Source organism: Chlorobaculum parvum NCIB 8327 (assembly GCF_000020505.1).
GTDB lineage: Bacteria > Bacteroidota > Chlorobiia > Chlorobiales > Chlorobiaceae > Chlorobaculum > Chlorobaculum parvum_A.
In genome coordinates, this window is sequence record NC_011027.1 from 317886 (window position 1) to 341944 (window position 24059).

Annotated in this window: 23 protein-coding genes; 15 read left to right on the forward strand and 8 right to left on the reverse strand. The window is 57.1% G+C overall.

Annotated features, from left to right (window positions below):
- Positions 1 to 343 precede the first annotated feature (343 nt).
- Positions 344 to 1078, reverse strand: coding sequence for an LPS export ABC transporter ATP-binding protein (gene lptB, locus CPAR_RS01555; protein ID WP_012501559.1), 735 nt, complete (start codon positions 1076 to 1078; stop codon positions 344 to 346).
- Between the two features lie 27 nt (positions 1079 to 1105).
- Positions 1106 to 1456, reverse strand: coding sequence for an NINE protein (locus CPAR_RS01560; RefSeq protein ID WP_012501560.1), 351 nt, complete (start codon positions 1454 to 1456; stop codon positions 1106 to 1108).
- 242 nt (positions 1457 to 1698) lie between these two features.
- On the opposite strand from CPAR_RS01560, the gene CPAR_RS01565 reads away from it, so the two are divergent.
- From CPAR_RS01565 to CPAR_RS01610, 10 genes are all read left to right on the forward strand, one after another.
- Positions 1699 to 2526: a hypothetical protein gene (locus CPAR_RS01565; RefSeq protein ID WP_012501561.1), complete on the forward strand. Its 828-nt coding sequence runs from the start codon at positions 1699 to 1701 to the stop codon at positions 2524 to 2526.
- Between the two features lie 138 nt (positions 2527 to 2664).
- On the forward strand, positions 2665 to 3195 hold the full coding sequence (locus CPAR_RS01570) for a gamma carbonic anhydrase family protein (RefSeq protein ID WP_012501562.1): 531 nt from the start codon (positions 2665 to 2667) through the stop codon (positions 3193 to 3195).
- Positions 3196 to 3320: 125 nt separating this feature from the next.
- Entirely contained in the window at positions 3321 to 4511 is a 1191-nt protein-coding gene (locus tag CPAR_RS01575; protein WP_012501563.1) for a protoporphyrinogen/coproporphyrinogen oxidase, read from the forward strand.
- A 7-nt stretch (positions 4512 to 4518) separates the two neighbouring features.
- On the forward strand, positions 4519 to 5616 hold the full coding sequence (locus CPAR_RS01580) for a mechanosensitive ion channel family protein (RefSeq protein ID WP_012501564.1): 1098 nt from the start codon (positions 4519 to 4521) through the stop codon (positions 5614 to 5616).
- Between the two features lie 168 nt (positions 5617 to 5784).
- Complete coding sequence (locus tag CPAR_RS01585; protein WP_012501565.1) at positions 5785 to 6213, forward strand: FKBP-type peptidyl-prolyl cis-trans isomerase; 429 nt, start codon at positions 5785 to 5787, stop codon at positions 6211 to 6213.
- 243 nt (positions 6214 to 6456) lie between these two features.
- Positions 6457 to 7962: a sodium-dependent transporter gene (locus CPAR_RS01590; RefSeq protein ID WP_012501566.1), complete on the forward strand. Its 1506-nt coding sequence runs from the start codon at positions 6457 to 6459 to the stop codon at positions 7960 to 7962.
- A 118-nt stretch (positions 7963 to 8080) separates the two neighbouring features.
- Positions 8081 to 9088, forward strand: a complete 1008-nt coding sequence (locus CPAR_RS01595) for an SPFH domain-containing protein (RefSeq protein ID WP_012501567.1) — start codon at positions 8081 to 8083, stop codon at positions 9086 to 9088.
- Between the two features lie 16 nt (positions 9089 to 9104).
- Positions 9105 to 10577, forward strand: a complete 1473-nt coding sequence (locus tag CPAR_RS01600; RefSeq protein ID WP_012501568.1) for a zinc-ribbon domain-containing transport protein — start codon at positions 9105 to 9107, stop codon at positions 10575 to 10577.
- A gap of 41 nt (positions 10578 to 10618) precedes the next feature.
- Positions 10619 to 11473 carry a DUF4349 domain-containing protein gene (locus CPAR_RS01605; protein WP_041466093.1) on the forward strand — a complete coding sequence of 285 codons (855 nt, stop codon included), beginning with the start codon at positions 10619 to 10621 and terminating at the stop codon, positions 11471 to 11473.
- The gene (locus CPAR_RS01610) at positions 11455 to 12276 is read left to right on the forward strand and encodes an SDR family NAD(P)-dependent oxidoreductase (RefSeq protein WP_156773338.1); all 822 of its coding nucleotides are present in this window, start codon (positions 11455 to 11457) and stop codon (positions 12274 to 12276) included. The genes CPAR_RS01605 and CPAR_RS01610 overlap by 19 nt, the downstream gene beginning before the upstream one ends.
- 163 nt (positions 12277 to 12439) lie before the next feature.
- Here CPAR_RS01610 and CPAR_RS01615 read toward each other — a convergent pair whose 3' ends face one another.
- Positions 12440 to 12697, reverse strand: a complete 258-nt coding sequence (locus CPAR_RS01615) for a SapC family protein (protein ID WP_012501571.1) — start codon at positions 12695 to 12697, stop codon at positions 12440 to 12442.
- Between CPAR_RS01615 and CPAR_RS01620 the strand changes: the two genes are divergently transcribed.
- The 3 genes from CPAR_RS01620 to CPAR_RS11220 all read left to right on the forward strand — a co-directional run bounded on the left by CPAR_RS01620 (position 12681) and on the right by CPAR_RS11220 (position 16860).
- Positions 12681 to 13079, forward strand: coding sequence for a hypothetical protein (locus CPAR_RS01620; protein ID WP_156773339.1), 399 nt, complete (start codon positions 12681 to 12683; stop codon positions 13077 to 13079). The two genes, CPAR_RS01615 and CPAR_RS01620, sit on opposite strands and share 17 nt — an antisense overlap.
- Positions 13080 to 13971: 892 nt before the next feature.
- Positions 13972 to 16419 (forward strand): beta strand repeat-containing protein, encoded by a 2448-nt coding sequence (locus CPAR_RS01635; RefSeq protein WP_198002628.1) that lies wholly within the window; start codon positions 13972 to 13974, stop codon positions 16417 to 16419.
- A 240-nt stretch (positions 16420 to 16659) separates the two neighbouring features.
- Positions 16660 to 16860: a topoisomerase DNA-binding C4 zinc finger domain-containing protein gene (locus tag CPAR_RS11220; protein WP_232203922.1), complete on the forward strand. Its 201-nt coding sequence runs from the start codon at positions 16660 to 16662 to the stop codon at positions 16858 to 16860.
- A gap of 36 nt (positions 16861 to 16896) precedes the next feature.
- Here CPAR_RS11220 and CPAR_RS01640 read toward each other — a convergent pair whose 3' ends face one another.
- The 5 genes from CPAR_RS01640 to CPAR_RS01660 all read right to left on the reverse strand — a co-directional run bounded on the left by CPAR_RS01640 (position 16897) and on the right by CPAR_RS01660 (position 22243).
- Complete coding sequence (locus CPAR_RS01640) at positions 16897 to 18171, reverse strand: Ni/Fe hydrogenase subunit alpha (protein ID WP_012501574.1); 1275 nt, start codon at positions 18169 to 18171, stop codon at positions 16897 to 16899.
- Complete coding sequence (locus CPAR_RS01645) at positions 18161 to 18928, reverse strand: NADH-quinone oxidoreductase subunit B family protein (RefSeq protein ID WP_012501575.1); 768 nt, start codon at positions 18926 to 18928, stop codon at positions 18161 to 18163. The genes CPAR_RS01640 and CPAR_RS01645 overlap by 11 nt, the downstream gene beginning before the upstream one ends.
- A 9-nt stretch (positions 18929 to 18937) precedes the next feature.
- On the reverse strand, positions 18938 to 19762 hold the full coding sequence (locus CPAR_RS01650) for an FAD/NAD(P)-binding protein (protein WP_041466231.1): 825 nt from the start codon (positions 19760 to 19762) through the stop codon (positions 18938 to 18940).
- 53 nt (positions 19763 to 19815) lie between these two features.
- Positions 19816 to 20895 (reverse strand): 4Fe-4S dicluster domain-containing protein, encoded by a 1080-nt coding sequence (locus CPAR_RS01655; protein ID WP_012501577.1) that lies wholly within the window; start codon positions 20893 to 20895, stop codon positions 19816 to 19818.
- Between the two features lie 109 nt (positions 20896 to 21004).
- Entirely contained in the window at positions 21005 to 22243 is a 1239-nt protein-coding gene (locus CPAR_RS01660) for a peptidase U32 family protein (RefSeq protein WP_012501578.1), read from the reverse strand.
- 69 nt (positions 22244 to 22312) lie between these two features.
- Between CPAR_RS01660 and CPAR_RS01665 the strand changes: the two genes are divergently transcribed.
- Positions 22313 to 23122, forward strand: coding sequence for a hypothetical protein (locus CPAR_RS01665; protein ID WP_012501579.1), 810 nt, complete (start codon positions 22313 to 22315; stop codon positions 23120 to 23122).
- Positions 23119 to 23925, forward strand: a complete 807-nt coding sequence (locus tag CPAR_RS01670; protein WP_041466097.1) for a TrmH family RNA methyltransferase — start codon at positions 23119 to 23121, stop codon at positions 23923 to 23925. Before CPAR_RS01665 ends, CPAR_RS01670 begins: the two co-directional genes overlap by 4 nt.
- Positions 23926 to 24059: the final 134 nt, after the last annotated feature.

Sequence of the window (24059 nt, forward strand, 5' to 3'; positions counted from 1 at the left end):
TCGAGAATCTGGAATAAGCACATAGATTCCCGCTTTCGCGGGAATGACGGACTGAAATACCACAAGCCCGATGGTGATGCATATTTGGAATTACTCGGTATTGTGAGGCAAGTTAAGCAGTTGCGCGTTGCGGGCAAAAGGGAAGCTGTGGGATTTTTGGTGAAATCGGGATCGTCCGTCCCTGCCTGTCGGTCTGGCTCGGTCATGTGTCGCGGTATCGGCATCGAATGTCCACTTCCACCGTCCTTTGTGTCTCTGCTGTCTTTTTCGTCCTTTTTCCGAGCAAAACAAAGAAGGGCGGACCCACAGGTCCGCCCCTATCAAACGAAAGCAACTCCTCCCCTCAATACCGATCCAGCGTGAACTTTTCACCGAGGTACATCTTGCGGGCTTCGGCGTTGTCGGCGATCTCTTCCGGGGTGCCCTGCATGAAGATGCTGCCGTCGAAGAGCAGGTAGGCATGGTCGGTGATCGAGAGCGTTTCGTGGACGTTGTGGTCGGTGATGAGCACGCCGATGTTGCGCTTGACCAGCCCTTCGACGATCTGCTGGATGTCCTCGACGGCGATTGGGTCGACGCCCGCGAACGGTTCGTCGAGCAGGATGAACTTCGGGTCGAGCGCCAGGGCTCGGGCGATCTCCGTGCGGCGGCGTTCGCCTCCCGATAGCGCGTAGCCCATGCTGTTGCGGATGTGGGCGATGTTCAGGTCTTCGAGCATCTGCTCGGTTTTTTCCTGCCGCTCGGCTTTGGAGAGCGTGGTGAATTCGAGCACGCCGAGAATATTCTGTTCGACGGTGAGCTTGCGGAATACCGACGCCTCCTGCGGCAGGTAGCCGATTCCTTTGCGGGCGCGCTTGTACATCGGCAGGTGGGTGATCTCCTCCTGGTCGAGCCGCACCTCGCCCGCGTCAGGCTTCACCAGGCCGACAATCATGTAAAACGTGGTCGTCTTGCCCGCGCCGTTCGGGCCCAGCAGGCCGACAATTTCGCCCTGTTTGACCTCGATGGACGAGCTTTTAACCACCTCCCGCTTGTTGTAGATCTTCTTCAGATCCTTGCAGCTCAGTATCGAACCCATAGCGTTCTCGTCAGAAATTGTGTTTTGCTACCCGTACCGTTCGGCGAACGCCTCGTCGCTCATCACCAGCAGCAGGATTCCTTCGATGACGCCCACAATGGCAGGAATGCCCGTCCAGCAGAAAAGCAGGTAGATGATGCCCCATCCGGTCAGCCCGAGATAGAATTTGTGAATGCCGAGCGAGCCGAGCAGAATGGCGAAGAGCGCCGCAGCAAAACGGTTCCTGCCGCTCGGAGTTACCGGGCCAAGATTGATGTTGAACGGCGGTGGGCTTTGCCGTACTCCGCACTTCGGGCAGATTTCAGCGTTGGCGCGGATGATGGCGCCGCATTCGGAACAGTACTTTTCGTTCGGGCCTTTTTGCGTTTGTTCGTTCATGAGCGAGTCAGCATTTCGATTGGCTCTGCCGGTTTCGGGTGGAGAGCCGATCTGATTTGAAAATCAATATAACAATCGTCACGACGTTATTGACGTCGAACCGCCGCGCTCCTTGCGATGAGGGTTCATGGGCCTCGCTTGTCGGCATTGGTTTGATGTTGCTCTGTGGCTTGATATATTTGACGTACCGTTTGTTGTGTATGTGAGAAAGGCAGCATCGAAAACAAAAAGTGGGGGAGGCAATGGAGTCGTTTAATGATCGTGCTCATACCGCTGAATCAACTCTTGACCGGCAGTTACAGGGTGAGTACAACGTTGATATTGGTGGGTTTATCCGGCAGGCCTGGGACTTGTTCAAGCAGGAGCCGGGTAAATTTATCGGCTTTACGCTGGTGCTGTTTGTCGCCAGTATGATCAGCCAGATTATCGGAACCTTGTCTGATCCGGAGGTGTTGACCAGTCTGTACGGCTACTCTCCAAACCTCTACCTGATAGCTGGTGTGGGGATTGTGCTCTCGATTGTGGTTTCATTATTGCTGGTGCCGTTGTCTGTCGGTATGATGATCGCAGGATTCAAAATGCTGTCTGGCCAGGAGCTCAGCTTCAACGATTTTTTTCATGGTTACCGCTATTGGAAACCGTTGGTGCTTCTTTCGGTGGTCATCGGCATTATCGGGTTTCTTGCGGGTCTCCTTCTGGCGATTCCTCTGATACTGGTTGTGGAGAGTGTGTTCGAGTTGGGAAGTCCGTCAGATATGGGGATTGTCTTTGGAGGCTTGCTGGGGGTGCTGTATCTGGTTGTGCTGACATTTATTCTCACCGTTTATATCTTTGCCCAGCCATTGATCGTCGACCGTCGCATGGGGTTCTGGCAGGCGATGGAGATGAGCCGTAAAGTTGTGGTCAAACAGTGGTTCGCCATCTTTGGATTTCTGATGGTGGTCGGATTGCTCAGTATGCTTGGAGTGCTTGCTCTCCTGGTCGGATTACTGGCGACGATTCCGGTGGCCTATCTGAGCCTTGCGGTGGCCTATCGGGAGATTTTCGGCCTTGAAAGCAGCGACTGGTGATGTGATGGTTTCATCCGCCCGCTGATGCGCTGCACAGTTTGTCGATCATTTTACACGCGTCCATTTTCAAGTCGGCGGGAAAAGCGGTAAGCTCCGAAACGTTTCTCTCGTTTTCACACACTTAACTGAGCGTTTTTCATGAGAAAAGTCATGTCATATCGGGGCTTGAACCCGGAGATTCACGAGTCGGTGTTCCTTGCCGACGGTTGCCGGGTTATCGGTGACGTCAAGATCGGCGAGCATTCGAGCGTCTGGTTCAACACGGTCATCCGCGGTGACGTCTGCCCGATCACCATCGGTGAAAAGACCAGCGTGCAGGACAACTCGACCTTGCACGTGACGCACGATACCGGCCCGCTGAAGATCGGCAGCAACGTGACCATCGGCCATGCCGCTACGCTGCACGCCTGCACGGTCGAGGACAACGTGCTGATCGGCATGAGCGCCACGCTGCTGGATCATTGCGTGGTCGAACCCTGGTCGATCGTGGCCGCCGGATCGCTCGTCAAGCAGGGCTTCCGCGTGCCGACCGGAATGCTTGTCGCCGGAGTTCCGGCCAAGGTGATCCGCCCGATTACCGATGATGAGCGGAAGAACATTGCAGAGTCGCCCGAAAACTACGTGCGCTACGTTGCCCATTACCGTGAGGGCGGCTACGAGGGGAGGTAAAGGCCGTTACGTTTTGAGGCGATCTTTCGCTACATTACCATTCATCAAATTCGGCAGTGAGCCGTGAGGATAACGAACTCGTCACGGCTCAGGCTCTCTTCATTCGAACCTTCATTTCAGTTCTCATGGCAAAAGAGGTTGTGATCATCGGCGGCGGCATCAGCGGACTCAGCATGGCGTTTTACTGTTCGCAGGCCGGTATGAAAACCACGTTGATCGAAAAGGATAACAAGGTCGGCGGCTCGTTCGCCTCGCACCAGTACGCAAGCGACAACGACCGCTTCTGGCTGGAAATGGGCGCGCACACCTGCTACAGCTCCTACCAGAACCTGCTCGGCATCGTCGAGGAGTGTGGCATCATGGATACCATCATTCCGCGCGAAAAAGTGCCGTTCACGCTGCTCAAAAACGGCAAGGTGTCGTCGATCATGTCCGGCCTCAACCTGTTCGAGCTGCTTACTCACGCGCCGAAGATTTTCAGCCTCAAGAAAGAGGGCAAGACGGTGCGCTCCTACTATTCGCAGATCGTGGGCGAGAACAACTACCGCAACACGATCAGCCACTTCTTCAATGCGGTGCCGTCGCAGCCGACCGACGATTTCCCCGCTGACATGATGTTCAAGAGCCGCGAGAAGCGCAAGGATGTGCTCAAGAACTACACGTTCAAGAACGGCTTGCAGAGTGTGGCGCTCACCATCGCCGAACGCAAGGGCATCGATGTGCGCACCGGCTCCGCGGCGCAAAGCCTCGCCAATTCCGACGGCAAGTACGTCGTCAAGACCGCCGATGGCCAGGAGGTTTCCGCCGACTCGCTCGTTATCGCAGTGCCTTCGGCTCCGGCAGCGCGGCTGCTGCAGGATATCAATCCGGCGATTGCCGACCACTTTACAAGGCTCAAGTTCGCCGATGTCGATTCAGTGGGCGTGGTGATCCGGAAGAACAACGTTTCGCTCAAGCCGGTGGCCGCGATCATCTCTCCGAACGATACCTTCTTTTCGATGGTTTCGCGCGACACCGTGCCGGACGACAACTTCCGCGGTTTCGCGTTCCACTTCCGCCCGGGGCTGAGCGAAAAGGACAAGTTCAAGCGCATCAACGAAGTGCTTGGGGTTGGCATGGAAAAGATCGAGCACACCACCACCCGCATGAACGTGGTGCCTTCGCTGCGCATCAACCACAAGGATTGGGCCGACAAAACCGACCAGATGCTCGCTGGCATGCGTGGCCTCTACATGACCGGCAACTACTACGGCGGCATGGCCATCGAGGACTGCGTGAGCCGTTCTCACGACGAGTTCAACCGCATGAACCGTTAACCCTGGCATGAACACGCTCGATTCGATTATCGGTCTGCTTCAGTCCCAGCTCGGGATATGGCTTGGCCCGATTTTGTTCGTTTTTCTTGCTGTGGTTTTGTATCTCGGGGCCAACAGCCTTTTCAAGAGAAGCGTCGCGTTTTTCCGCAAGCAGGGGCTTGTTGGTTCGCTGCCTTTCGAGCGGCTTGTCTGGCCGTTCCGGCTGATTGTCGTGCTTGCCGGTTCGGCTCTTTTTCTCGACTACGTTTCGTTGCCCGACGTTTCGCTTCGCCTGCTGAAGCATCTTTTCCTGATCCTGTCGATAGTTACGGCGGCCTGGTTCATCATGCGGATGCTTGCCGTGCTCGAACAGTTCATCCTGTCCCATTATCAGTCGCGGAGCGGGCAGAGCGAAATCGCGGCCAAAAAGGTTGCGACCAATGTGAGCCTGGCGCGCAAGATCCTCAACGCGCTCATCATTGTGCTTGCCGTCTCGGGCGTTTTGATGACCTTCGACACGGTTCGTCAGGTCGGCCTAAGCATTCTCGCCTCGGCGGGTATTGCGGGTGTGATCCTCGGTTTTGCTGCTCAGAAGAGCCTCGGCACCCTCATTGCCGGAATCCAGATCGCCATCTCCCAGCCCATCAGCATCGACGACGTCGTGATTGTCGAAGGGGAGTGGGGGCGCATCGAAGAGATTACGCTGACCTACGTCGTCGTGCTGATCTGGGATCAGCGCCGTATGATTGTGCCCATCACCTGGTTCCTCGACAAGCCCTTCCAGAACTGGACGCGAACCTCCACCGAACTGCTCGGTACGGTCTACCTCTATGTCGATTACGCCATTCCGGTGGAGTCGATCCGCCAGGAGCTTGAGAGCATCGTTGCTTCCACGCCGCTCTGGGACAAGCGGGTTGTCCGGCTGCATGTTACCAAAGCCACCGACAAGACCGTCGAGCTTCGCGCCCTCATGAGCGCGGCCAACTCTTCCGACCTTTGGGAGCTTCGCTGCCTGGTGCGCGAGCGCCTTATCGATTTCATCCGCATCAACTACCCCGCCGGCCTGCCCAAGGTGCGCATGGAGGTCGAAGGCGGAGCGCCAGTCGCCGTTGCCGTGCAGGAGTAGTTCTCCCATTTCCCTCATCCCCTTCATCGTTTCAGGAGCCTCCGGTAAAAAGTGTTATCTTGCGACGTAAAATTTTTTTACGTGGGCAGTCGTGGGCTTTCGGGTCTTATCGAGTTGATGGTCTTTGTGCGGATGTCCCGATTTTAAATGATTCAAGGAGAACAAGTTATGGCACAGGTAAAACAGGGTGACAAGGTAAGGGTTCACTATACCGGAACCTACGATGATGGCACCGTTTTCGATAGCTCGGTGGAGCGCGATCCGCTGGAGGTCACGGTCGGCACCGGCATGGTGATTCAGGGCTTCGACCGCGCACTGGTCGATATGGAGCCGGGCCAGAAGAAAAATGTGAATATTCCGGCTGCTGAAGCCTATGGCCCGAGAGCCGAAGAGCTTGTGGCTGAAATCCCCCGTGAGCGCATCCCCGAAAACATTCAGCTTGAAGTAGGCCAGCAGCTGCAGCTCAGCCTCGCCGATGGCGGTGAAGCGATCGTGATGATCGTCGATCTCAGTGAAAAAACCGTCACCCTTGATGCCAACCACCCGATGGCCGGCATGGATCTGAATTTCGAACTGGAACTGGTCGAGATTCTCTGATAGCTTTCGTAAGCACCGTTCCGTCCGACAGCCGTTCGAGACGGAACGGTCTTTTTTCAGTTTTACTCTTTTTCGACAAAGCATGTTGAGTCCGGTAATCCGCTGCAATAAATGGTGAGGGGATTGGCTGCAATGCTGCATTGATTGTCACCCAGCTTCACTCCTTTCCACGTCGCAGTCGAATTGCAGACTTGCTTTTTTCGGTATCCGTTCTTCTCTGAACAAATAGCGTTTCATTCATCTATGAAAAGAAGTGAGTGGGGTTCCAGGGTGGGATTCGTTCTCGCCGCCATCGGTTCTGCAATTGGTCTCGGCAACATCTGGCGCTTTCCCTATCTCTGTTATGAAAATGGAGGCGGCGCGTTTCTTATTCCCTACCTTGTCGCGTTGTTCACTGCCGGTATTCCGTTGCTGATCCTCGAATTCGGCGTCGGTCATGAGCGTATCGGCAGTGCTCCGCTGGCGTTCCGGAAGATTGGCAAGCAGTGGGAGTGGCTTGGCTGGTGGCCGCTCTTGTTTACCATGTTCGGCATCGTGCTCTACTACTCCGTGGTGATCGCCTGGTGCATCGACTTTCTCTTTTACTCGGTCAAGCTTGCCTGGGGAGCAGATTCCGAGGCCTTCTTTTTCAAGCAATTCCTGCAAGTCAGCAGCGGCCCGACCGAGATCAGCACAATACGAACCCCGATTCTTTTTGGCTTGCTGGCGGTGTGGGCATTGACCTGGGTCATCATCATGCGCGGCGTGAGCAAGGGGGTCGAACTGGCGAACATGATTTTTATGCCGCTCTTGTTCGTTCTGACGCTGGTGCTGGTGTTCTGGTCGCTCAACCTCGAAGGCTCTATGACTGGCATCGTCGCCTATCTCAAGCCCGATTTCTCGAAGCTGATGGATCCCAAGGTGTGGGTGAGCGCCTACGGCCAGATCTTTTTCACGCTGAGCCTCGGCTTCGGCATCATGATCACCTACGCCAGTTACATGCCCGAAAAGTCCAACATGACCGGAAGCGCCCTGATTACCGCGCTGGTGAACAGCGGCTTTTCGCTTATCTCCGGCTTTGGTGTCTTCTCCATCCTCGGCTTTATGGCCACGACCCAGAACGTTCCGGTCGATGAGGTGGTCAAAGAGAGCATCGGTCTGGCTTTCATCGTCTATCCGAAAGCGATCTCGATGATCGGTGATTTCGGCCCGATGTTCGGCATGCTGTTCTTCCTGAGCCTCACGGTTGCCGGCGTCTCGTCGGCCATCTCGATTGTCGAGGCCTTCGCTTCCGGCCTCGAGGACAAGTTCTCCATCAACCGGAAGATGCTTGCGACGCTGCTCTGCTTTCTTGGCTTTACCGGCGGCGTGATCTTTACGACCAACGGTGGCCTTTTCTGGCTCGATATTGTCGATCACTTCATCAACAACTACGGCCTGGTGCTCGCCGGAATCCTCGAATGCATCGTCGTCGGCTGGTTCTTCAACCTCGACCAGATTCGCAAACACCTCAACAAGGTCTCCAAAATTCAGCTCGGCCCTTGGTGGAACTGGATCATCAAGCTCTTTCTGCCGCTCTCGCTTTCAGTCATCCTCCTGAACCAGCTCATCCGTGAACTTACCACGGCATATGGTGGCTACACCTGGGCCAGCCTCATCGGCATCGGCTGGAGCTGGATCGTCATCACCTTTCTGGTCGCCTTTATTCTTGCGGCCCAGCCTTGGCGAACGGAGAATCATCTTGAAAAAGGCCGGGGGGATGAGTTGTGATTGGGGGATGATTTTCAGAGACCGCGGTTTTGCGTGAAAACAAGAAGCTTGGCAGATTGACGTCTCATTCATAAGTCTTTATGAATTTCTTGAAGCAATTGTAAACGGGAGAGATGCTATGGCGTTATGGAACTCAGTCACGGGGCAGCTCCGTTCGGTCATCGAGTGGAAAAACCCGGCTCCGGGTGTGCTTTTTGAGCGCTGGACGGATAACGGTGATGAGATAAAAAACGCATCGAAGCTGATCGTCGGCCCCGGTCAGGGCGTGATTTTCGTCTATGAGGGCAAGCCGCAGGCGGCCATCACCGAACCCGGCATGACCGACCTGAAAACGGCGAACATTCCGTTCTGGACGACCATTACCAAGTTCATGCAGGCGTTCCAGAGTGAGCACAAGGTCGGCATCTATTTTTTCCGGACAGCCGAAATCCTGAACCAGGGGTGGGGAACGCCGGGGCCGATCAAGTACCTCGACCCGCAGTACAAATTTCCCGTCGGGATGAGAGGGTATGGCAACTTCTCGTTCCGGATTACCGATGCCGGAAGTTTCTTCGTCAACATCATGGGCCAGCGCGATGAGCTGACCATCGATGAACTCCGGACGGCGATCGTGGCAAGGCTGGTGCAGCCGCTGACCGATTTTCTCGCCGAGGCCAAATTTGGCTACAACGAAATCGACGCCAACCGGAACGAGATTGCTGACGGCGTCAAAGAGAAGGTCGCGCCGATTTTCGCGACGCTTGGCTTCGGGCTGACCGATTTTCGCGTCGAGAACACCGACTTCGACGATGACACGAAGCGCCGCGTGGGGCGCGTCGCGGACATGCAGGCCGAAGCGCAGGCTGCGCAGGCGGTGGGCGTCGATTTCGCCAAGCTCCAGCAGCTCGCCGCGCTCCGCGATGCTGCACAGAATGAGGGCGGCGCTGCCGGTGCGGGCGTCGGACTTGGAGCGGGCGTCGGACTGGGGCAGGCGATGGCGGGTATGATGAGCGGCATGAACACCCCACAGCCGGCTACGGAAGATCCGGTGGCCAAGCTTTCCCAGCTGAAGCAGATGCTCGACAATCAGCTGATCAGCCAGGAAGAGTACGATGCGAAAAAGCAGCAGATTCTTTCGCAACTGTAACCGGGTAACCGTTGCCATGCGAACAGGCTTTTTCTCGCGATTCCTTGTTTCCGCCACCATTGCCGTGCTTGGCCTGCCATGCTTCTCCGCCGAGCTTCTTGCCCGTGCTGGTGGTGGAGGTGGCGGGGGCGGAATCGGTGATGGAGGTGGGTTTTCTGGCGGCGGTGGAAATGGTATCGATTACGCTTTCAATGGTTCTCGTGGTTATGGGGCGCCCGGCCAGTTCGACTTTTCAGTGGTTTTCACCGTCTTTTTTATTCTCTTTATCCTCTTCGCCTTCTTCAGCGTCGTCGCGAAATTTCGCAAAAAATCGAACGAGAACGCATTCGGCGAGCCGGTGCCTGAAGCAACGCCCGACGCGCGGATCGACAACACGCCACTCTTTCCCGGAGCACCTCCTGGCTTCGATCAATCCGCCTTTCTCGCCAAAGTCCGCAAAGCCTTTCTCGAAGTGCAGCGGGCCTGGTCGGCGCAGAGCACGGACATGATGCGCCGATTTATTTCCGACGGCGTCTATCAGCGATTCAACACCCAGTTCAAAATGATGCGCCTGCTTCAGCAGGGCAATCCGCTCAGCAACATCAACATCTCGATGGCTTGGGTTGATCGGATCGAGCAGGATGGCCGGTATGACATTGTCCATGCCGGCATCAAGGCGAGCATGACCGACCGGTTCATCTGCGCCCTGAACCATGACCTTGACGAAGAGGGGACGAACGAATTTGTCGAATACTGGTCGTTCATTCGCAAGCGCGGCGCGGCAGGCAAGGATATGTATGAGACCGAACAGTGCCCCAACTGCGGCGCGCCGCTGCCGAAGGATATGGGCGAAGTCTGCAAGTGCAACTACTGCAACGCAACGATCAACTCCGGCGAATTCGACTGGGTGCTCGCCGAAATCACCCAGCAGGACGATTACCGGAGAGACGGTGATCGTGCAGAGAAGATGCCCGGCCTCGACGCGAAAGTGGCTGAAATGGTGACGGTCTATGGCGATTTTTCCGTGCAGCTCGTCGAAGACAAGGCCTCAAACGCCTGGATGCAGATGATGACCGCCAAGGCCATGCATAATCCCGCGATCATGCGGCGGTTCGTTGCAGACGACCTGTTCCGGCAGCTTGCGCCGAAGTACGAACAGAACCGGGAGATTTTCAACCGCATTTTCCTGAATCGTGTGACGCTCATCAAGGCCGAACAGCGAGACGGGAAAAACATTCTTACCTTCGCGCTGACCGCCTCGATCCAGCGGGCGTCGCTCACCGGCAACAGCGTTCGGCTCATCGATCCGGAGATCGTGGAGCGCGAGGAGATCATGACGCTCACGAGGGATGCTACCGCCGGAGCCGGAAAAGGCTCGATCTACCAGCACACCTGCCCAGCCTGCGGCGCGCCAGTCAAGGACACGCTCGACCTCAAATGCGCCTTCTGCGGCAGCACCCTCAACAGTACGGCGAACGACTGGGTTGTGAGTGGGTTGACAGGACGTTGATGTGGGCTTGTGTAACTCTTAGCATTAAATCTGAGAACCTCATGAAAACCCCTGCCAGATATTTCCTCAGCCTGTTCCTCCTGCTCGCTATGATGGCTTGCAGTGGGCAGAGCAAGCGGTATGAAGCCGAAAACGCGGACTTTCCAGCGTCCAGTTCGAGGATTGTTGCTGAATCATTCATGCCGCAGCCAGCTCCCGAGGTTGCCGGGCAGGATGGCGGTGGCCCAGCTACAGAGCAAAATCTTGTCCAGAAGATCAGCCAGCAGATCATCCGCGACGGGCAGGCCGTGTTCGAGACCAACGATCTGAAAAAGACCAAAACATGGATCGAGAGCCTTGTCCAGAAACACAAGGCGTACCTCTCTCTTGACGAGCAGAGTAAGGGTTCAGACCGCATCGAGCAGCGCATGATAGTCAGGATTCCTGCTGACCGGTTCGATGCTTTTGTCGCCGACCTCGAAAAAGGCGTTGTCAAATTTGACAGCAAGTCGATTACCGCCACCGACGTGACCGAGGAGTTTATCGACGTATCGCAGCGCCTCAGACTCAAAAAAGAGACCGAGGAGCGTTATATCGCTCTTCTCGAAAAAGCCAAATCGGTGCAGGATGTGCTTGAAACCGAAAAGTACATCGGCCAGGTGCGGGCTGAGATCGAGTCGCTCGAAGGCCGCTTGAAATACCTGCAGAACCGCATCGGCCTCAGCACCCTCAACATCACCTTCTACCAGCTCAAGCCCGAAGTGCAGGAGTTCACATCCCGCATCGGCCTGGCGTTCAGCGAAGGGTGGAACAACTTCCTCTTTTTCCTGCTCGGCGTTATTTCGCTTTGGCCATTTCTGCTTGCCGGGGTGCTGCTTGTTGGGACGGTTCGTTTTCTATGGAAGCTGAGGAAGTGAAAAAGCTGACCCTCTGCATAACCGGAAGCACTGACGGCATAGGCCTCGCGGCGGCGAAGCGGTTCGCTGCTGATGGGCATCGGGTGATTGTGCATGGGCGGGATGAATCCCGAATCAGCGATGCTTGCGCGGCAATTGTCCAGTCCACGGGCGTAGAGGCTGTTGGCTTCGTCGAGGCGGATTTTACCGATCTCGATGCGGTCTGTTCGATGGGGCGGGAGCTGGTCGAGCGCTATCCCGGTCTCGATCTGCTCATCAACAATGCGGCGGTGTACATGCCGACGCGGACGTTTGTGCAGGAAGGGTTCGAGACGACCTTCTGCGTCAACTACCTCGCGCCGGTGCTGCTGACCAGCGTCGTCAGACCGGTGCTGATTGCCAACGGCGGATCGGTGCTGAATGTGAGTTCAATGGATCATCACAGCGCTGTGTTCGATCCCGTCAACATGCAGGGCGAGCGGAGCTATTCGGGCTACGAGGCCTACGCGCGGAGCAAGCTCTTCAACATCATGTTAACCATTGACTTGGCCAGCGGCGACGATGCCATACGTTCCAATTCGCTCGATCCCGGCGTGATCGCTACCAAGCTGCTGCACGCTGGATGGGCGCTCGCCGGTGACGACGTGTCGGTCGGAGGCGACGATGTTTTCGAGACGGTGATGGAGATCGCGCGGAACGACTACAACGGAGAGTATTTCGAGAATGCCCGTCCCGCAATCTGCTCATCCGTTGCCCAAGAGCCTGTCGCTCGGCAGGAGTTGCGCGAGCTGACCGGGGAGATGCTGAGCCGGTTCGTACCCTGACTGATCGCTGGCCGCAGTTTTGCCTCAACCTTGTGGTCGAGTACCACTCCGATCCGGTCGTCAACCATTTCGCAAGCCACCGGTCATTCCATTGCCGGTTCAAAACGATTTTTGACAAGGTCGCTTTAGCGCCTCCATATCATTCAGTGCCATGAGCTTCGCTTCATCGACGGCTGCCCAGGTCGGTGAGGTTTTTGGGCGAGTCATCGCCAAAGGTGAGCATCACCTTCTGCTTCTGCAGCGTCTCGCTTGGTGCGCTATCCTCGAACAGGCCAGCTCCGTCTTTGGTGTTGAAACCGCCATAAGCTTTGTCGAAGTAGACCATCGGCTCCTGCTCGCCGTTTTGCGCGGTGGTGATGAAGGGGCAGCGGTGGAGGTAGGCGGGCAGGTAGCTTTCCGTCCGTTTGTCCTCATTCTCCACAAAAAAAGGGTTTCGGAGAAATCTGCGCCAAGCAGCACCACCGGAAGCGCCACCAGCAAAAGTTGGGGTTGAGCTGCAGCATGACCCAAGTCGGCATACCGAGTGTCGCCGAGAGGTGTGCTGCCGAGGTGCAGTTCATTACTACCAGATTCACGATGATGCACAGAGCTGCCGTGTCGGTGAAGTCTTGCAGCTCTTCGCAGAAGAAGCGAACGGGCGAGTTGTCAACAGTCTCTTTATTTTATTCTCTCATCTCCTTCCGCAGGCAGATGTATTTGAACTGTTCGGCGGAGATGCTCCGTTTGTGGTCGTCGGGGAACTTCTTGTTGCCTTACCAGCCGATGCCGATTCTCGACTTTATTTTTTGGAGCATACTGCGTGATGCTGTTGTGACGTTATGCTTTTGTTAACGCTTTGGCGGAAACGCATGGGATTAATTTTCTCTTTATGCTTCATGGTAAATTGTTTTTATAAGCCATATGTATTAGTTTTTAATGCTTTTATAAGCTGCGTGTATTATATTAAGTGATTTTAAGGTAAAAAATACCCGTAAACCCCTAGGAATGACAGACTTTTTTCTGTTCTCTGCCGAAAACAGTCAAAAGCCTCTTTTTTTTGAAAGTTGCAGCCCTGATTCGGGTTGGTGGTGGTGTGACAGGTTAGAGAACGGTGATGCTGGTGAGCGGAAAGATGCGCTAACTATCAAGTGCGGTTCTGATGCTTTGTGGTATGCCGGGAGCATTCATGTAGTTCTCTTCTAACAAAAAAGTCTGTTTTATGTCCAGAATTAACAACTTCCTGAAAGCTTCGTGCGCGCAGCCTCTGCGGCTACGAAGCACACCAGTCTGTGTCCGAAAGCCCCTCTCACAAAAAACGACGAACTTCTCACCGCGCACTCCATTCTTGCTGCCCGTGGCGTCATTGTTCTGCATTGGCCGGATTCATGTCTGACTGTTTCGTAAAAAGATCATTGTCGATCATTTGATTTCAACAACAAACAAAAAAGGAGTTTTTTGCTTATGAATGAGAGCAGGAAAGTACGCTTTCGCCGAAATTCGGTTGGTCGTCGTCGTTCTTACAAAAAAACCCTCGATCTGGCCATCGTTTGCGGTCTTCTCTCCATTACAGGTCTTCTGACATCTCCCAAGGACACACATGCTGCGGGCGGGGTAGTATACACGGATACCGTTTTGGGTGAAAGAACATCAACAACTACATCTGTTGATGATACAACAGGTACGCTTACCACGGGTAATGTTTCGGCTAGCGGTACGGTGACTGGCGCTACGGGAACATTTACGAATCTGACCGGTACGACGATAACTGGCACTACGATAACCGGTACGACGATAACCGGTACGACAGGAACGTTTACGAATCTGGCCGGCACTACGATAACCGGTACTACGGGATCGTTTGCGTCTATTTCTGGCAATCTGACTGGTAACGTGACCGGCGATGTTACGGGCAATCTGACTGGTAACGTGACTGGTAATCTAGATACTGGCGCAGGCGCAAGTATCATTGGCGATACGGTGACCGGAGTAACTATTACTGACGGAGCCGGGGCGAGCATGAGCGGCGGTGTCGTAACTGCTAATACAGTTAATACCGGAGTTCTAGATACAACCGGCAATGCATCGATTGGCGGCACCTTGGGAGTGACAGGTCAGACGTCGACGAACGGTCTGGACAACACGGGCGACATTACCAACACGGGCGATATCTCGACAGCGACGTTGCAGACTTCGGGCGATGCGACGGTCGGCGGGGCGCTTGGCGTAACGGGCCAGACGTCGACGAACGGTCTGGACAACACGGGTGACATCACCAACACGGGCGATATCTCGACAGCGACGTTGCAGACTTCGGGCGATGCGACGGTTGGTGGCGCACTTGGCGTAACGGGTCAGACGTCGACGAACGGTCTGGACAACACGGGCGACATTACCAACACGGGCGATATCTCGACAGCGACGTTGCAGACTTCGGGCGATGCGACGGTCGGCGGGGCGCTTGGCGTAACGGGCCAGACGTCGACGAACGGTCTGGACAACACGGGTGACATCACCAACACGGGCGATATCTCGACAGCGACGTTGCAGACTTCGGGCGATGCGACGGTTGGTGGCGCACTTGGCGTAACGGGTCAGACGTCGACGAACGGTCTGGACAACACGGGCGACATCACCAATACTGGCGATATCTCGACGGCGACGTTGCAGACTTCTGGCGATGCGACGGTTGGTGGCGCACTTGGCGTAACGGGTCAGACGTCGACGAATGGCCTTGACAACACGGGCGACATCACCAATACTGGCGATATCTCGACGGCGACGTTGCAGACTTCTGGTGATGCGACGGTCGGCGGGGCGCTTGGCGTGACGGGCCAGACGTCGACGAACGGTCTGGACAACACGGGCGACATTACCAACACCGGCGATATCTCGACGGCGACGTTGCAGACTTCTGGCGATGCGACGGTTGGTGGCGCACTTGGCGTAACGGGTCAGACGTCGACGAATGGCCTTGACAACACGGGCGACATCACCAACACGGGCGACATCTCGACGGCGACGTTGCAGACCAGCGGATTAGCGACGCTGGATAGCGCGCAGGTAGACAACGATCTGAATGTCGATGGCGCAACGACCACAAACGGCATCACTAACACCGGCGATCTGTCATCAACGTCAACAGATGGTAGTGCTTCTCTGAATGTTGTTGACGGAAGCGCTTCGCTTGGCGTCATCAACGCAGGCGGTCACCTAAACGGCATTACTGCTGATGCGACCAGTACAACTATTGCAGGAGGTACGGCATCGACAACCCAGGTGCTTGACGACAACGGGGTCTCATACACCGACTCCACGAACGGCCAGACCTTTGCCGTCTCCAACAGCGCACAGGCTGACCTTGGTAATGATACAACAGTTGCCGGCTCGCTGACCATCCATGATGGAGCTGGAGACGCAACCACCGCTACGGTGACTGCAGGCGGTATGCTTGTCGATGACGGCACAAACACCGGCACCTACGGCGCTAATGGCGTTACCATTACCGGTGGGCCTGAAGATAATGTTATCCTGTCGAGCGCAGGGCTGGACAACGGTAACAACAAAATCATCAACGTTGCTCCGGGCGAGTTGAGTGACACCTCGACCGACGCGGTTAACGGCAGCCAGCTTTACGCAACCGGCACCAGCACGGCCACCAACTTCGGTGGTGGCTCCACCTATGACACGACCACCGGTATCGTCACCGCGCCGACCTATGTTGTTCAGGGGAATAGCTACAACAACGTCGGTTCTGCCATCGGCGCGCTCGACGACAGCGTGACCCGGCTCGATACCCGCCTCGACCGTGTGGGCGCCATGTCGGCAGCGTTGAGCGGTGTGCAGCCAATGTCGTTCAACGGCGAGAACCCGATGCAGATCGGCATTGCAGGTGGTGTGTACAATGGTGAGTATGCCGTTGCGCTTGGTCTGAACGCCTATGCGAGTGAACGCGTGCTCTTTAATCTGGGCGGAGCAATGTCAGGTGGCGAAGCGATGGGACGCGCAGGCGTTTCGATAGCGATCGGTAGCTCCAAACCCAAAGCTCCAACCGCATCAACTTCGGAGGTTGTGGCGTTGCGTAACGTTGTCAATACTCAGAACTCGCAGATCCAGGCGTTGATGCGCAGGCTTGCTGATCTTGAAAACAAGGTTTCTCAACAGTAAAGACGTCATCTCGGTAATGCAGTCACAAGCGTGACGCAACAAAGCGGCCCCGTTTTACCGGGGCCGCTTTGTTTTGGGACTATGACAGAAATAGAGGTCAGTCGTGCGGCAGTGACTTTTTCGTAGATTGAGCTGCGCTTGGTCAATGTTGCACGCGCCAGCTTCGAAGAGCTATTGCTTGACTACGAGGATTACCTGCGCTAAACGCCGAGGCGGTTCCAGAAAGAACGGACACATCGGGTGAATTTAATTGATCTGTCAGAGCAGGAGCCCCATAAGAGCGAGCCTCGCCGACAGCCGACGCCTGCCGGGGCGATTCCCTCGTGCCCGAAGTGCGGCAGGCCGATGGCGTTGCGAACGGCTAAAACTGGCAAAAACGCTGGCAAACAGTTCTGGGGTTGCACAGGATACCCCGACTGCAAAGAGGTGGTGCGAGTTTAAGAGCGCAGTCGGATCGGTCGGATCTGATCGATCTTTTTAATGCACCGAGCAGGAAATGCAGGGGTCGTAGGAGCGCACCAGCATTTCGCAGAGCTTTTCAACCTCTTTTTCGCCTTTGCCTTGCGCCAGCGCCTGTTCGGCGAGGGCGTGGAGGTCGTAGTGGATGTTGGCGTTGTTCTGCGTCGTGGGGATGATGCAGTCGCCTTTGACCACCTTGCCGTTCTCGTCGGTTTCCATGTAGTGGTAGAGCACGCCTCGCGGGGCTTCGACAGCTCCGGTGGCGGCTCCGGCGCGGGGCTTGTAGTCAGCCTTGATGTCGCGCAGATCGTCGTCGAGCAGGCAGTCGATGATCTCTTCGGCGTCGGCGACGAGGTGGTGGCATTCGACGAGCTGGGCGACGTTGTTCATGAAGGGGTTGTGGCAGACCGGCTTGAGGCCGAACGCTTCCGCCGCCGCCTTCGCTTGCGGATGGAGCAGGTCGTAGTTGTTGTTGAATCGCGCGAGCGCTCCGGCAGCGGAGGATTCGCGGCTCACCTTCGTAAACTTGGTGGTGGCGAACTCGACCGTGTACTCGTTGGTCATCGCCAGATAGTCGTTCTCGTCGCGGCGGACGCCGTCGGTCGTGACCAGATCGCCGCCGATGTAGGGGTAGCTTTCGCCGTCGAAGAGCGAGATGAACTCGGTTTCGCGCACGAAGTCGGGGATCGTCAGTGTCTTGAAAAATTCCGTCGCTTTATCGAGCATCGGCTTGCGGTCAACGATCATCTGCTTGATTTCGGCGAGGCGCTGCTTCGACGGGGCTTTGCTGACGCCGCCGAGCACGAGGCTGACCGGGTGCGTGGCGCGGCCCGTGGTGGCGATGCTCAGTTCGTTGCCCAGCTCCTTGAGCATCAGCCCCGCCTCGACCACCTCCGGGTGCGACTGCAAGAGCGGCACGGCGCTCGGCGTGCCCGCAAAGTCCGGCGCGGCGAGGAAGAAGAGGTGTAGCGCGTGGCTTTGCAAGGTCTCGCCGTGCATGGCGAGCAGGCGGATGATCCTGGCTGTTTCGGGCGGTGTGATCTGCATGGCGCGCTCCAGCGAGCGGATGCTGGCCAGCGAGTGGCTGATCGAGCAGATGCCGCAGATGCGCGAAGTGAGGAACGGCACCCGCTCGGCGGAGAGTCCCTTCACCATCACTTCAAAAAAGCGCGGCGTTTCGACCACCGCCCATTTGGCGTCAACGAGCTTGCCGTCCCTGACTGAAATGCGAATATCGCCGTGGCCTTCGACCCTCGGCAGGTGGTGGATGTCTATGTTGAAGTCAACCTTCATGATTCAGATACTCCGCGAAACCGTTGTAAAATGCGAGCTTTTCCTTCATTTCGTCCTCGCTCAGTCCATGCTCCCTGACGAGCTGCACGAACGAGTCGTAGTTGATGTCGTCCGCCGGACCGCGGCAGCCGAGGCAGACCGTTTTGCCGGAGGGGCAGACCGCGTCGCACCCCGCGCGTGAGATCGGCCCGAGGCACACTTCACCCAAATCGAACAGGCAGGTGTTGAGCCGCTGCTTGCACTCGACGCATACCGGGTACTTCGGCAGCGAGATGGGCGAGCGGGTGGCGATGCTCACCACGATGCGCTCGACCTCCTCCTTGTTCACCGGGCAGCCGGGAATCGAGTAATCGACCTTGACGAAGTCGCTGATCTTGTGCGACTCCTGCATCGTGTCGATCTCTTTGTCGCCATAGACCGTGCGGATGCACTCTTCCTTGTCGAACTTGTTCTTCTGCGCGTTCATGCCGCCGAAGCAGGCGCAGGTTCCGTAAGCGACGAGCACTTTTGCCTGGGCGCGGATCGCCTTCAGCCGCTCGACTTCGTCCTGGCGCGTGATGCTTCCCTCGACGAGAGCGATGTCGTAATCGTCCAGCCGCTCCGAGGAAATTTCGCGGAAGTTCCTGATGTCGAGCAGGGCAAGGAACTCCGGCAGGGTCGATTCCTTGTTGGCGAGCTGGAGCTGGCACCCTTCGCAGCAGGTGAAGTCGAAAGAGCCGATTTTCAGCTTCTCTATGTCGAATCCGAGGTGGTTCATGGTCAATCGTTAAATCGCTTCCTTGAGGTTCATGACGCTCCAGTAGTCGAACACCGGGCCGTCGAGGCAGGTGAAGGTCGAGCCGACCATGCAGCGGCAGCACTTGCCCATGCCGCAGTGCATCCGGCGCTCCAGCGATACGAACATCCGGTTCATCGGAATGCCGAGCTTGTCGAGGTGCGTGCAGACGAACTTGAACATCACCGGCGGGCCGCAGACAATCGCCCAGGTGTTTTTCGGATCGATGGTGATGTCGTCGAACAGCGAGGTAATCATCCCCGTGCGTCCCGTCCACTCGTCGCTTGGCTTTTCGACGATGGTGTGCAGGTCGATGTGGCTGACGGTTTTCCACTCCTCGAACTGGTAGGTGAAGAGCATCTGCGACGGCTCTTTCGCGCCATACAGAAAGCTCACGTTGCGGTAGTGGTCGCGGTGGTCGTTGATCCAGAAGAGTGGTGCGCGCAAGGGGGCGATGCCGAGGCCACCCGCGATGAGCAGCACGTCCGAGTCCTGCATTGCCTCCATCGGGAACGAGGTGCCGAACGGCCCGCGAACGGCGATAAACGCGCCTTGCTTTGCCTCGAACAGCGCCGAGGTGACGTGGCCCGCCTTGCGGATACATAGCTCTATGAACTCGCGGTTGCTCGTGGCGCTCGAAATCGAGATCGGCGCTTCGCCGTAGCCCGGCACATCGAGCATCAGGAACTGGCCGGGGCGGAAGGTGAACAGTGCCCGTTCATGGGGATCGACGATGCGGAGCTGAAAGAGCTTTTCGTGCTCCGAAAGCGGCACGATGTTGGTTATGCGGCATTTGTAGCCGTGGTCGGTCACCATGAGTTCCGACTTCTTGCCGAAGTCAGGGCTCGTGCGGGCGAACGGTTCTCGGTTCAGCTCTTCTCCGGAGATGGTAAAACGCAGGTCACGCATGATTCTTTTTCAAGTCTGAGGTCGTTGATGACGTCCTTCGGGTTGATGCCCGCCAGGCAGGCGCGTCCGCAGCGGTTGCATCCGACGCAGATCTGCTGGTTGTCGTTCACTGCAAAGCCGCGGTAATGGTGATAGTAACGGTACTTCAGCCGGTCGCCGTTTTTCGGGCGGAAATTGTGGCCGCCGGTTACTTCGGCGAAGTCGATCAGGTTGCAGGAATAAAGCCGTTTCTCCCGGCTGGAGCTTTCCAGGTCGGTGGCGAGGTGCTCCTCCATATTGTAGCAGTAGCAGGTCGGGCAGACCATCGCGCAGGTGCCACAGTTCAGGCACTTGTCGCCCCACTTCTCCCAGATCGGCGAGTCGAATTCAAGGTCGAGGAACATCGGCAGGCCGGTCACCTCGACGTTGGTCTTGAAGCTCTGCTTGATGAGCTTGCGCCGTTCGATCAGTTTGCAGTCGTCCTCGTAGGTCGGGTCGGAAGTCTCGAACTCCTTGAGGAAATTGAAGGCTTTCGAAGAGTTGATCGACAGGAAATAGTTCTCGCCGATGTCCGAGGCGAACACGTTGAAACCGTGATCGGTCGTGTGCTTGTTCATCGAGCGGCAGAAGCAGTCCGGCAGCGGCAGATGATCCATGCCGATGATGAAGGTGTTCTTGCGGCGCGCCAGATAGTACGGCGAAGGGTACGGCCCTTTCAGCATCACCTCGTCGAGGATGTTGATGGCGTTGATGTCACACGGACGCAGGCCGAAAAGCACGATCGGCGGCGCGTCGTACTCCACCTCCTGATCCCAGTTTTTATCCTTGAAGCTGAACTTCGACAGCTCCTCGCGGAACGGCATGAGCAGGTGCTTGGCGGACGAGGTCGTGACGGTGTAGTCGAAAGCGATTTCGTCTGCCGAGGCGACCGGCATGAACTGGTAGATCGGTTCGCCATTGTGGTCGGTATCGACCTGGCGCGGCCCGTAAGAGGTGTTCGCCCTGACGAGGGCATCGACAAAGGCGCGGAATTCGGGTTTGGAGATGACTTTATAGATCATTCGCTGTCTCCGGTTGGGGCGAGGTATCCGTTGTTGACGCTGCCTGTATGGCAGGCGCCATCATATATCAAGGTATTGAAAGAGAGGGAGACGGGAAAGCGCTAAGTTGTTACTTTTTCAATAAAACATAGACTTTATCGTTTTTCCGAACGCGGTTGCATCTGACGGTGAAAACCTGGCCCTGCCCGATCCGGTTTGCGGGGTCGCCGTCGAGATGCAGCTCGGCGTCCGGCACGGTGACGAGGCCGGTCGCCGAGCCCTGAATCGAGAGCGTCACGCCGGAATCAACGCTGGGCGCGTGGACGAGGATTTCCGCCACGCCTGCTTTAGGGAAGTATTTGCGCACGACACCGACATAACTCTTGGTTTCGGTCGCCACCGATCCGGAGTGTTTTGTCCACGCATCCGCCGGTTTGCCGAAGAAGAAGCCTTCGGAGAAGCCGCGGTTGTAAACCCGCGCCAGATCGTCCTGAAGTCCGTCGGTCAGCGTTCGGTACGCCTCGTCGAAATTCTCGTCATCCCGGTGTTCGGCGATGAAGTCGATGGCCTTGCGGTAAGCGGCGGTGGTGGTGGCGACGTATTCGGGGCTGCGGTTGCGGCCTTCGATTTTGAATGCGCCGATGCCTGCGTCGAAGAGCTTGTCGAGGAACGGCAGCGTGCAGAGGTCTTTCGGACTCATCACGTAGTCGGAGCCGAGTTCCAGCTCGAAGCCCTCCTCGACGTCCGCGATGCGGTACGAGCGTCGGCACGGTTGTACGCACTCGCCGCGGTTGGCCGAGCGCCCGAACAGCTCCTGCGACAAAAAGCAGCGCCCGGAGACCGCCACGCACATCGCGCCGTGCACGAAGCTTTCGACCGTCACCGGCAGCTTTTCGGCGGCGATGCATTTTGTGATGGCCGCTGTCTGCTCCAGCGTCAGTTCGCGGGCCAGCACGATCATCCTCGCGCCGAGTGAGGCGTAAAAGCGGAGCGCACTGATGTTGCTCACCGAGGCCTGCGTCGAGAGGTGGATCGGCATCGCATGGCGGCGGCACGCCTCGACGACCGCCAAGTCCCAGCAGATTACGGCGTCGAGTCCGGCGGCTTTGGCGGTGGCAACTGTGCGGTCAACCTCGCCGAGTTCGGCGTCGTAGATCACCGAGTTCAGCGCGAGGTAAGCCTTTGCGCCGTGGCTCCGGCAGAGTCGCGCGATACCTCCGAAGTCGCCCGGTGCAAAGCCCTTGCTCGCCGCCCGCATGTTGAACCCCTCCGCTCCGAAATAGACAGCGTTGGCTCCCGCGTCGAGAGCTGCACGCATCGAAGTCCAGTCGCCGGCCGGCGAGATCAGTTCTGGTTTGGTGACGGGCATGGGCAGCAAGGATGAAAAGCGAATTATTCGTTACTTTAAAGTCCAAAATATACCATCTGATTTGAAGATATGAACCAACGTCTTGTTGCCGGAGTTCTCGCCGGCTTATCCCTCGCCTTTATCGCGGCCGAACTTCTGGTCGCCACGCTTGGCGGTTTCGATACCGGATGGATGGTGCTGCTGCTTTCGTTCTATGCCGGGTTGGTCGGGCTGTTGTTCGGAGTGCGTACGCTGTCGGAAGGCAGGCGGGAGGTGGTCGAGAGCGTCTCGGAGCGGCGGGCGCGGGCCAAGCGCGACGGGCTGGTGGGCGATCTGCTCGACGACTACGAGATCGACGAAGAGTTCATCGGGCGCGGCAAGCGCAAATTCTCAGCTTCAAAACCGGCCACGTCGCAACCATCAGCTTCGCCATCATCCGGAGCGTCAGGCGACCGGCCTCTCGATGACGATGAACTGAAGTCAGCCATTACGGCTCATGCCGACATGATGGGCGGACTCGGGAACCTGCGCACAAGGATCGAGGCGATGGACGATCTTGATTTCTATTCGATGGCCCGCAAGGTCGGTATGGCGGGGGTGAGCCGCACGCGCGCGCTTGCCGTGGTGACTGAGCTGGTGTCAGCATCCGGTGGCGCGATGCTTGACGAAGCTTCTCCGCTGTCGCTTTCCATTGACAAGGGTTCGTTCGACGATTACATCAAACGCTGCATGAACAATCCCGATACCCGCGTCGATGATGAGGCCAACGACAGCGAGAGCTTTTCGGTAGGTCTCGATGCGGGCGATCTTTCGTCGCAGCCGGGTACGCCGCCGACCGAGTTTTCCCACGATCCGAAAGCGGTCATTGAGCGCTTCAAACGGTCGGCAGGCAAGCGATGAGGCGAGAAACGTATCCACCGCTGAGCAAGACGATGCTGGGACGGCTGGCCAAGTTGTCGCGCAAGAAGTATCGCGACAGCGAAGGGCTTTTTCTGGCCGAGGGGCTGCGCACGGTGAGCGAGCTGCTCGACAGCCTGCCCGACCTGTCGATGCTGCACGCGCTCGTGCTCGACGAAGCGGCCGCCGGTCAGCTCGATGGCCTGAAGCGTTTTGCTGGAAAGGTGTGGCTCGGCGATGCGGATGCGTTCAAACGCCTCGCCCAGACCGCTTCGCCGCAGGGCGTGTGCGCGGCGTTTCGCAAGCCGGAGATGGGCGAATTCCGTCCCGCCGAACGCTCATTCGTCGTGGCGCTCGACGACGTGCAGGATCCGGGCAACGTCGGCACGATTATCCGCACAGCGGCCTGGTTCGGCGCGGAAGCGGTTATCTGCGGGCCAGGTACGGCTGATCCCTGGAACGCCAAAACGGTCAGATCGACCGCCGGAAGCATTTTCGCGCTTCGCATCATCGACGTCCCCGACCTCGCCGCCGAGCTGAAACGCCTGCAAGCCGCAGGCTTCACGGTAGCCGCCGCTGCGCTCGACGGGCAGGATTACCGCTCCTTCGGCGAGTGGCCCGACCGCCGCGCGCTCGTCATCGGTAACGAAGCCAACGGCATAAGCGAAAAAGTGCTCGCCCTCGCCGACAGCCGTCTCCTCATTCCTCACGCTGGAACCCACCCCGCCGTCGAATCTCTCAACGCTTCGGTGTCTGCGGGGATTCTGATGGCAAGAATTGCGCTTCGCGCGAATTATGAATGTTGAATTATGAATTGAAGAGTGGGTGGGTTGTAGGGGCAATCCCTTGCGGTTGCCATTGTCGTCTTTGAAGTCCTTGTTGTCTTTTTGCCGAGCTGGAGCTCGGTGTTCCCAAGGTTCAATTGATAACTCTTTTCACC

Coding starts and splice junctions, on each gene's coding strand:
- CPAR_RS01655 (WP_012501577.1), bottom strand. CDS start 20,895: ATGATCTATAAAGTCATCTCCAAACCCGAATTCCGCGCCTTTGTCGAT.
- CPAR_RS01585 (WP_012501565.1), top strand. CDS start 5,785: ATGGCACAGGTAAAACAGGGTGACAAGGTAAGGGTTCACTATACCGGA.
- CPAR_RS01670 (WP_041466097.1), top strand. CDS start 23,119: ATGAGGCGAGAAACGTATCCACCGCTGAGCAAGACGATGCTGGGACGG.
- CPAR_RS01610 (WP_156773338.1), top strand. CDS start 11,455: ATGGAAGCTGAGGAAGTGAAAAAGCTGACCCTCTGCATAACCGGAAGC.
- CPAR_RS01645 (WP_012501575.1), bottom strand. CDS start 18,928: ATGAACCACCTCGGATTCGACATAGAGAAGCTGAAAATCGGCTCTTTC.
- CPAR_RS01570 (WP_012501562.1), top strand. CDS start 2,665: ATGAGAAAAGTCATGTCATATCGGGGCTTGAACCCGGAGATTCACGAG.
- CPAR_RS01600 (WP_012501568.1), top strand. CDS start 9,105: ATGCGAACAGGCTTTTTCTCGCGATTCCTTGTTTCCGCCACCATTGCC.
- lptB (WP_012501559.1), bottom strand. CDS start 1,078: ATGGGTTCGATACTGAGCTGCAAGGATCTGAAGAAGATCTACAACAAG.
- CPAR_RS01650 (WP_041466231.1), bottom strand. CDS start 19,762: ATGGTGACCGACCACGGCTACAAATGCCGCATAACCAACATCGTGCCG.
- CPAR_RS01590 (WP_012501566.1), top strand. CDS start 6,457: ATGAAAAGAAGTGAGTGGGGTTCCAGGGTGGGATTCGTTCTCGCCGCC.
- CPAR_RS01605 (WP_041466093.1), top strand. CDS start 10,619: ATGAAAACCCCTGCCAGATATTTCCTCAGCCTGTTCCTCCTGCTCGCT.
- CPAR_RS01580 (WP_012501564.1), top strand. CDS start 4,519: ATGAACACGCTCGATTCGATTATCGGTCTGCTTCAGTCCCAGCTCGGG.
- CPAR_RS01660 (WP_012501578.1), bottom strand. CDS start 22,243: ATGCCCGTCACCAAACCAGAACTGATCTCGCCGGCCGGCGACTGGACT.
- CPAR_RS01565 (WP_012501561.1), top strand. CDS start 1,699: ATGGAGTCGTTTAATGATCGTGCTCATACCGCTGAATCAACTCTTGAC.
- CPAR_RS01665 (WP_012501579.1), top strand. CDS start 22,313: ATGAACCAACGTCTTGTTGCCGGAGTTCTCGCCGGCTTATCCCTCGCC.
- CPAR_RS01560 (WP_012501560.1), bottom strand. CDS start 1,456: ATGAACGAACAAACGCAAAAAGGCCCGAACGAAAAGTACTGTTCCGAA.
- CPAR_RS01575 (WP_012501563.1), top strand. CDS start 3,321: ATGGCAAAAGAGGTTGTGATCATCGGCGGCGGCATCAGCGGACTCAGC.
- CPAR_RS01640 (WP_012501574.1), bottom strand. CDS start 18,171: ATGAAGGTTGACTTCAACATAGACATCCACCACCTGCCGAGGGTCGAA.
- CPAR_RS01595 (WP_012501567.1), top strand. CDS start 8,081: ATGGCGTTATGGAACTCAGTCACGGGGCAGCTCCGTTCGGTCATCGAG.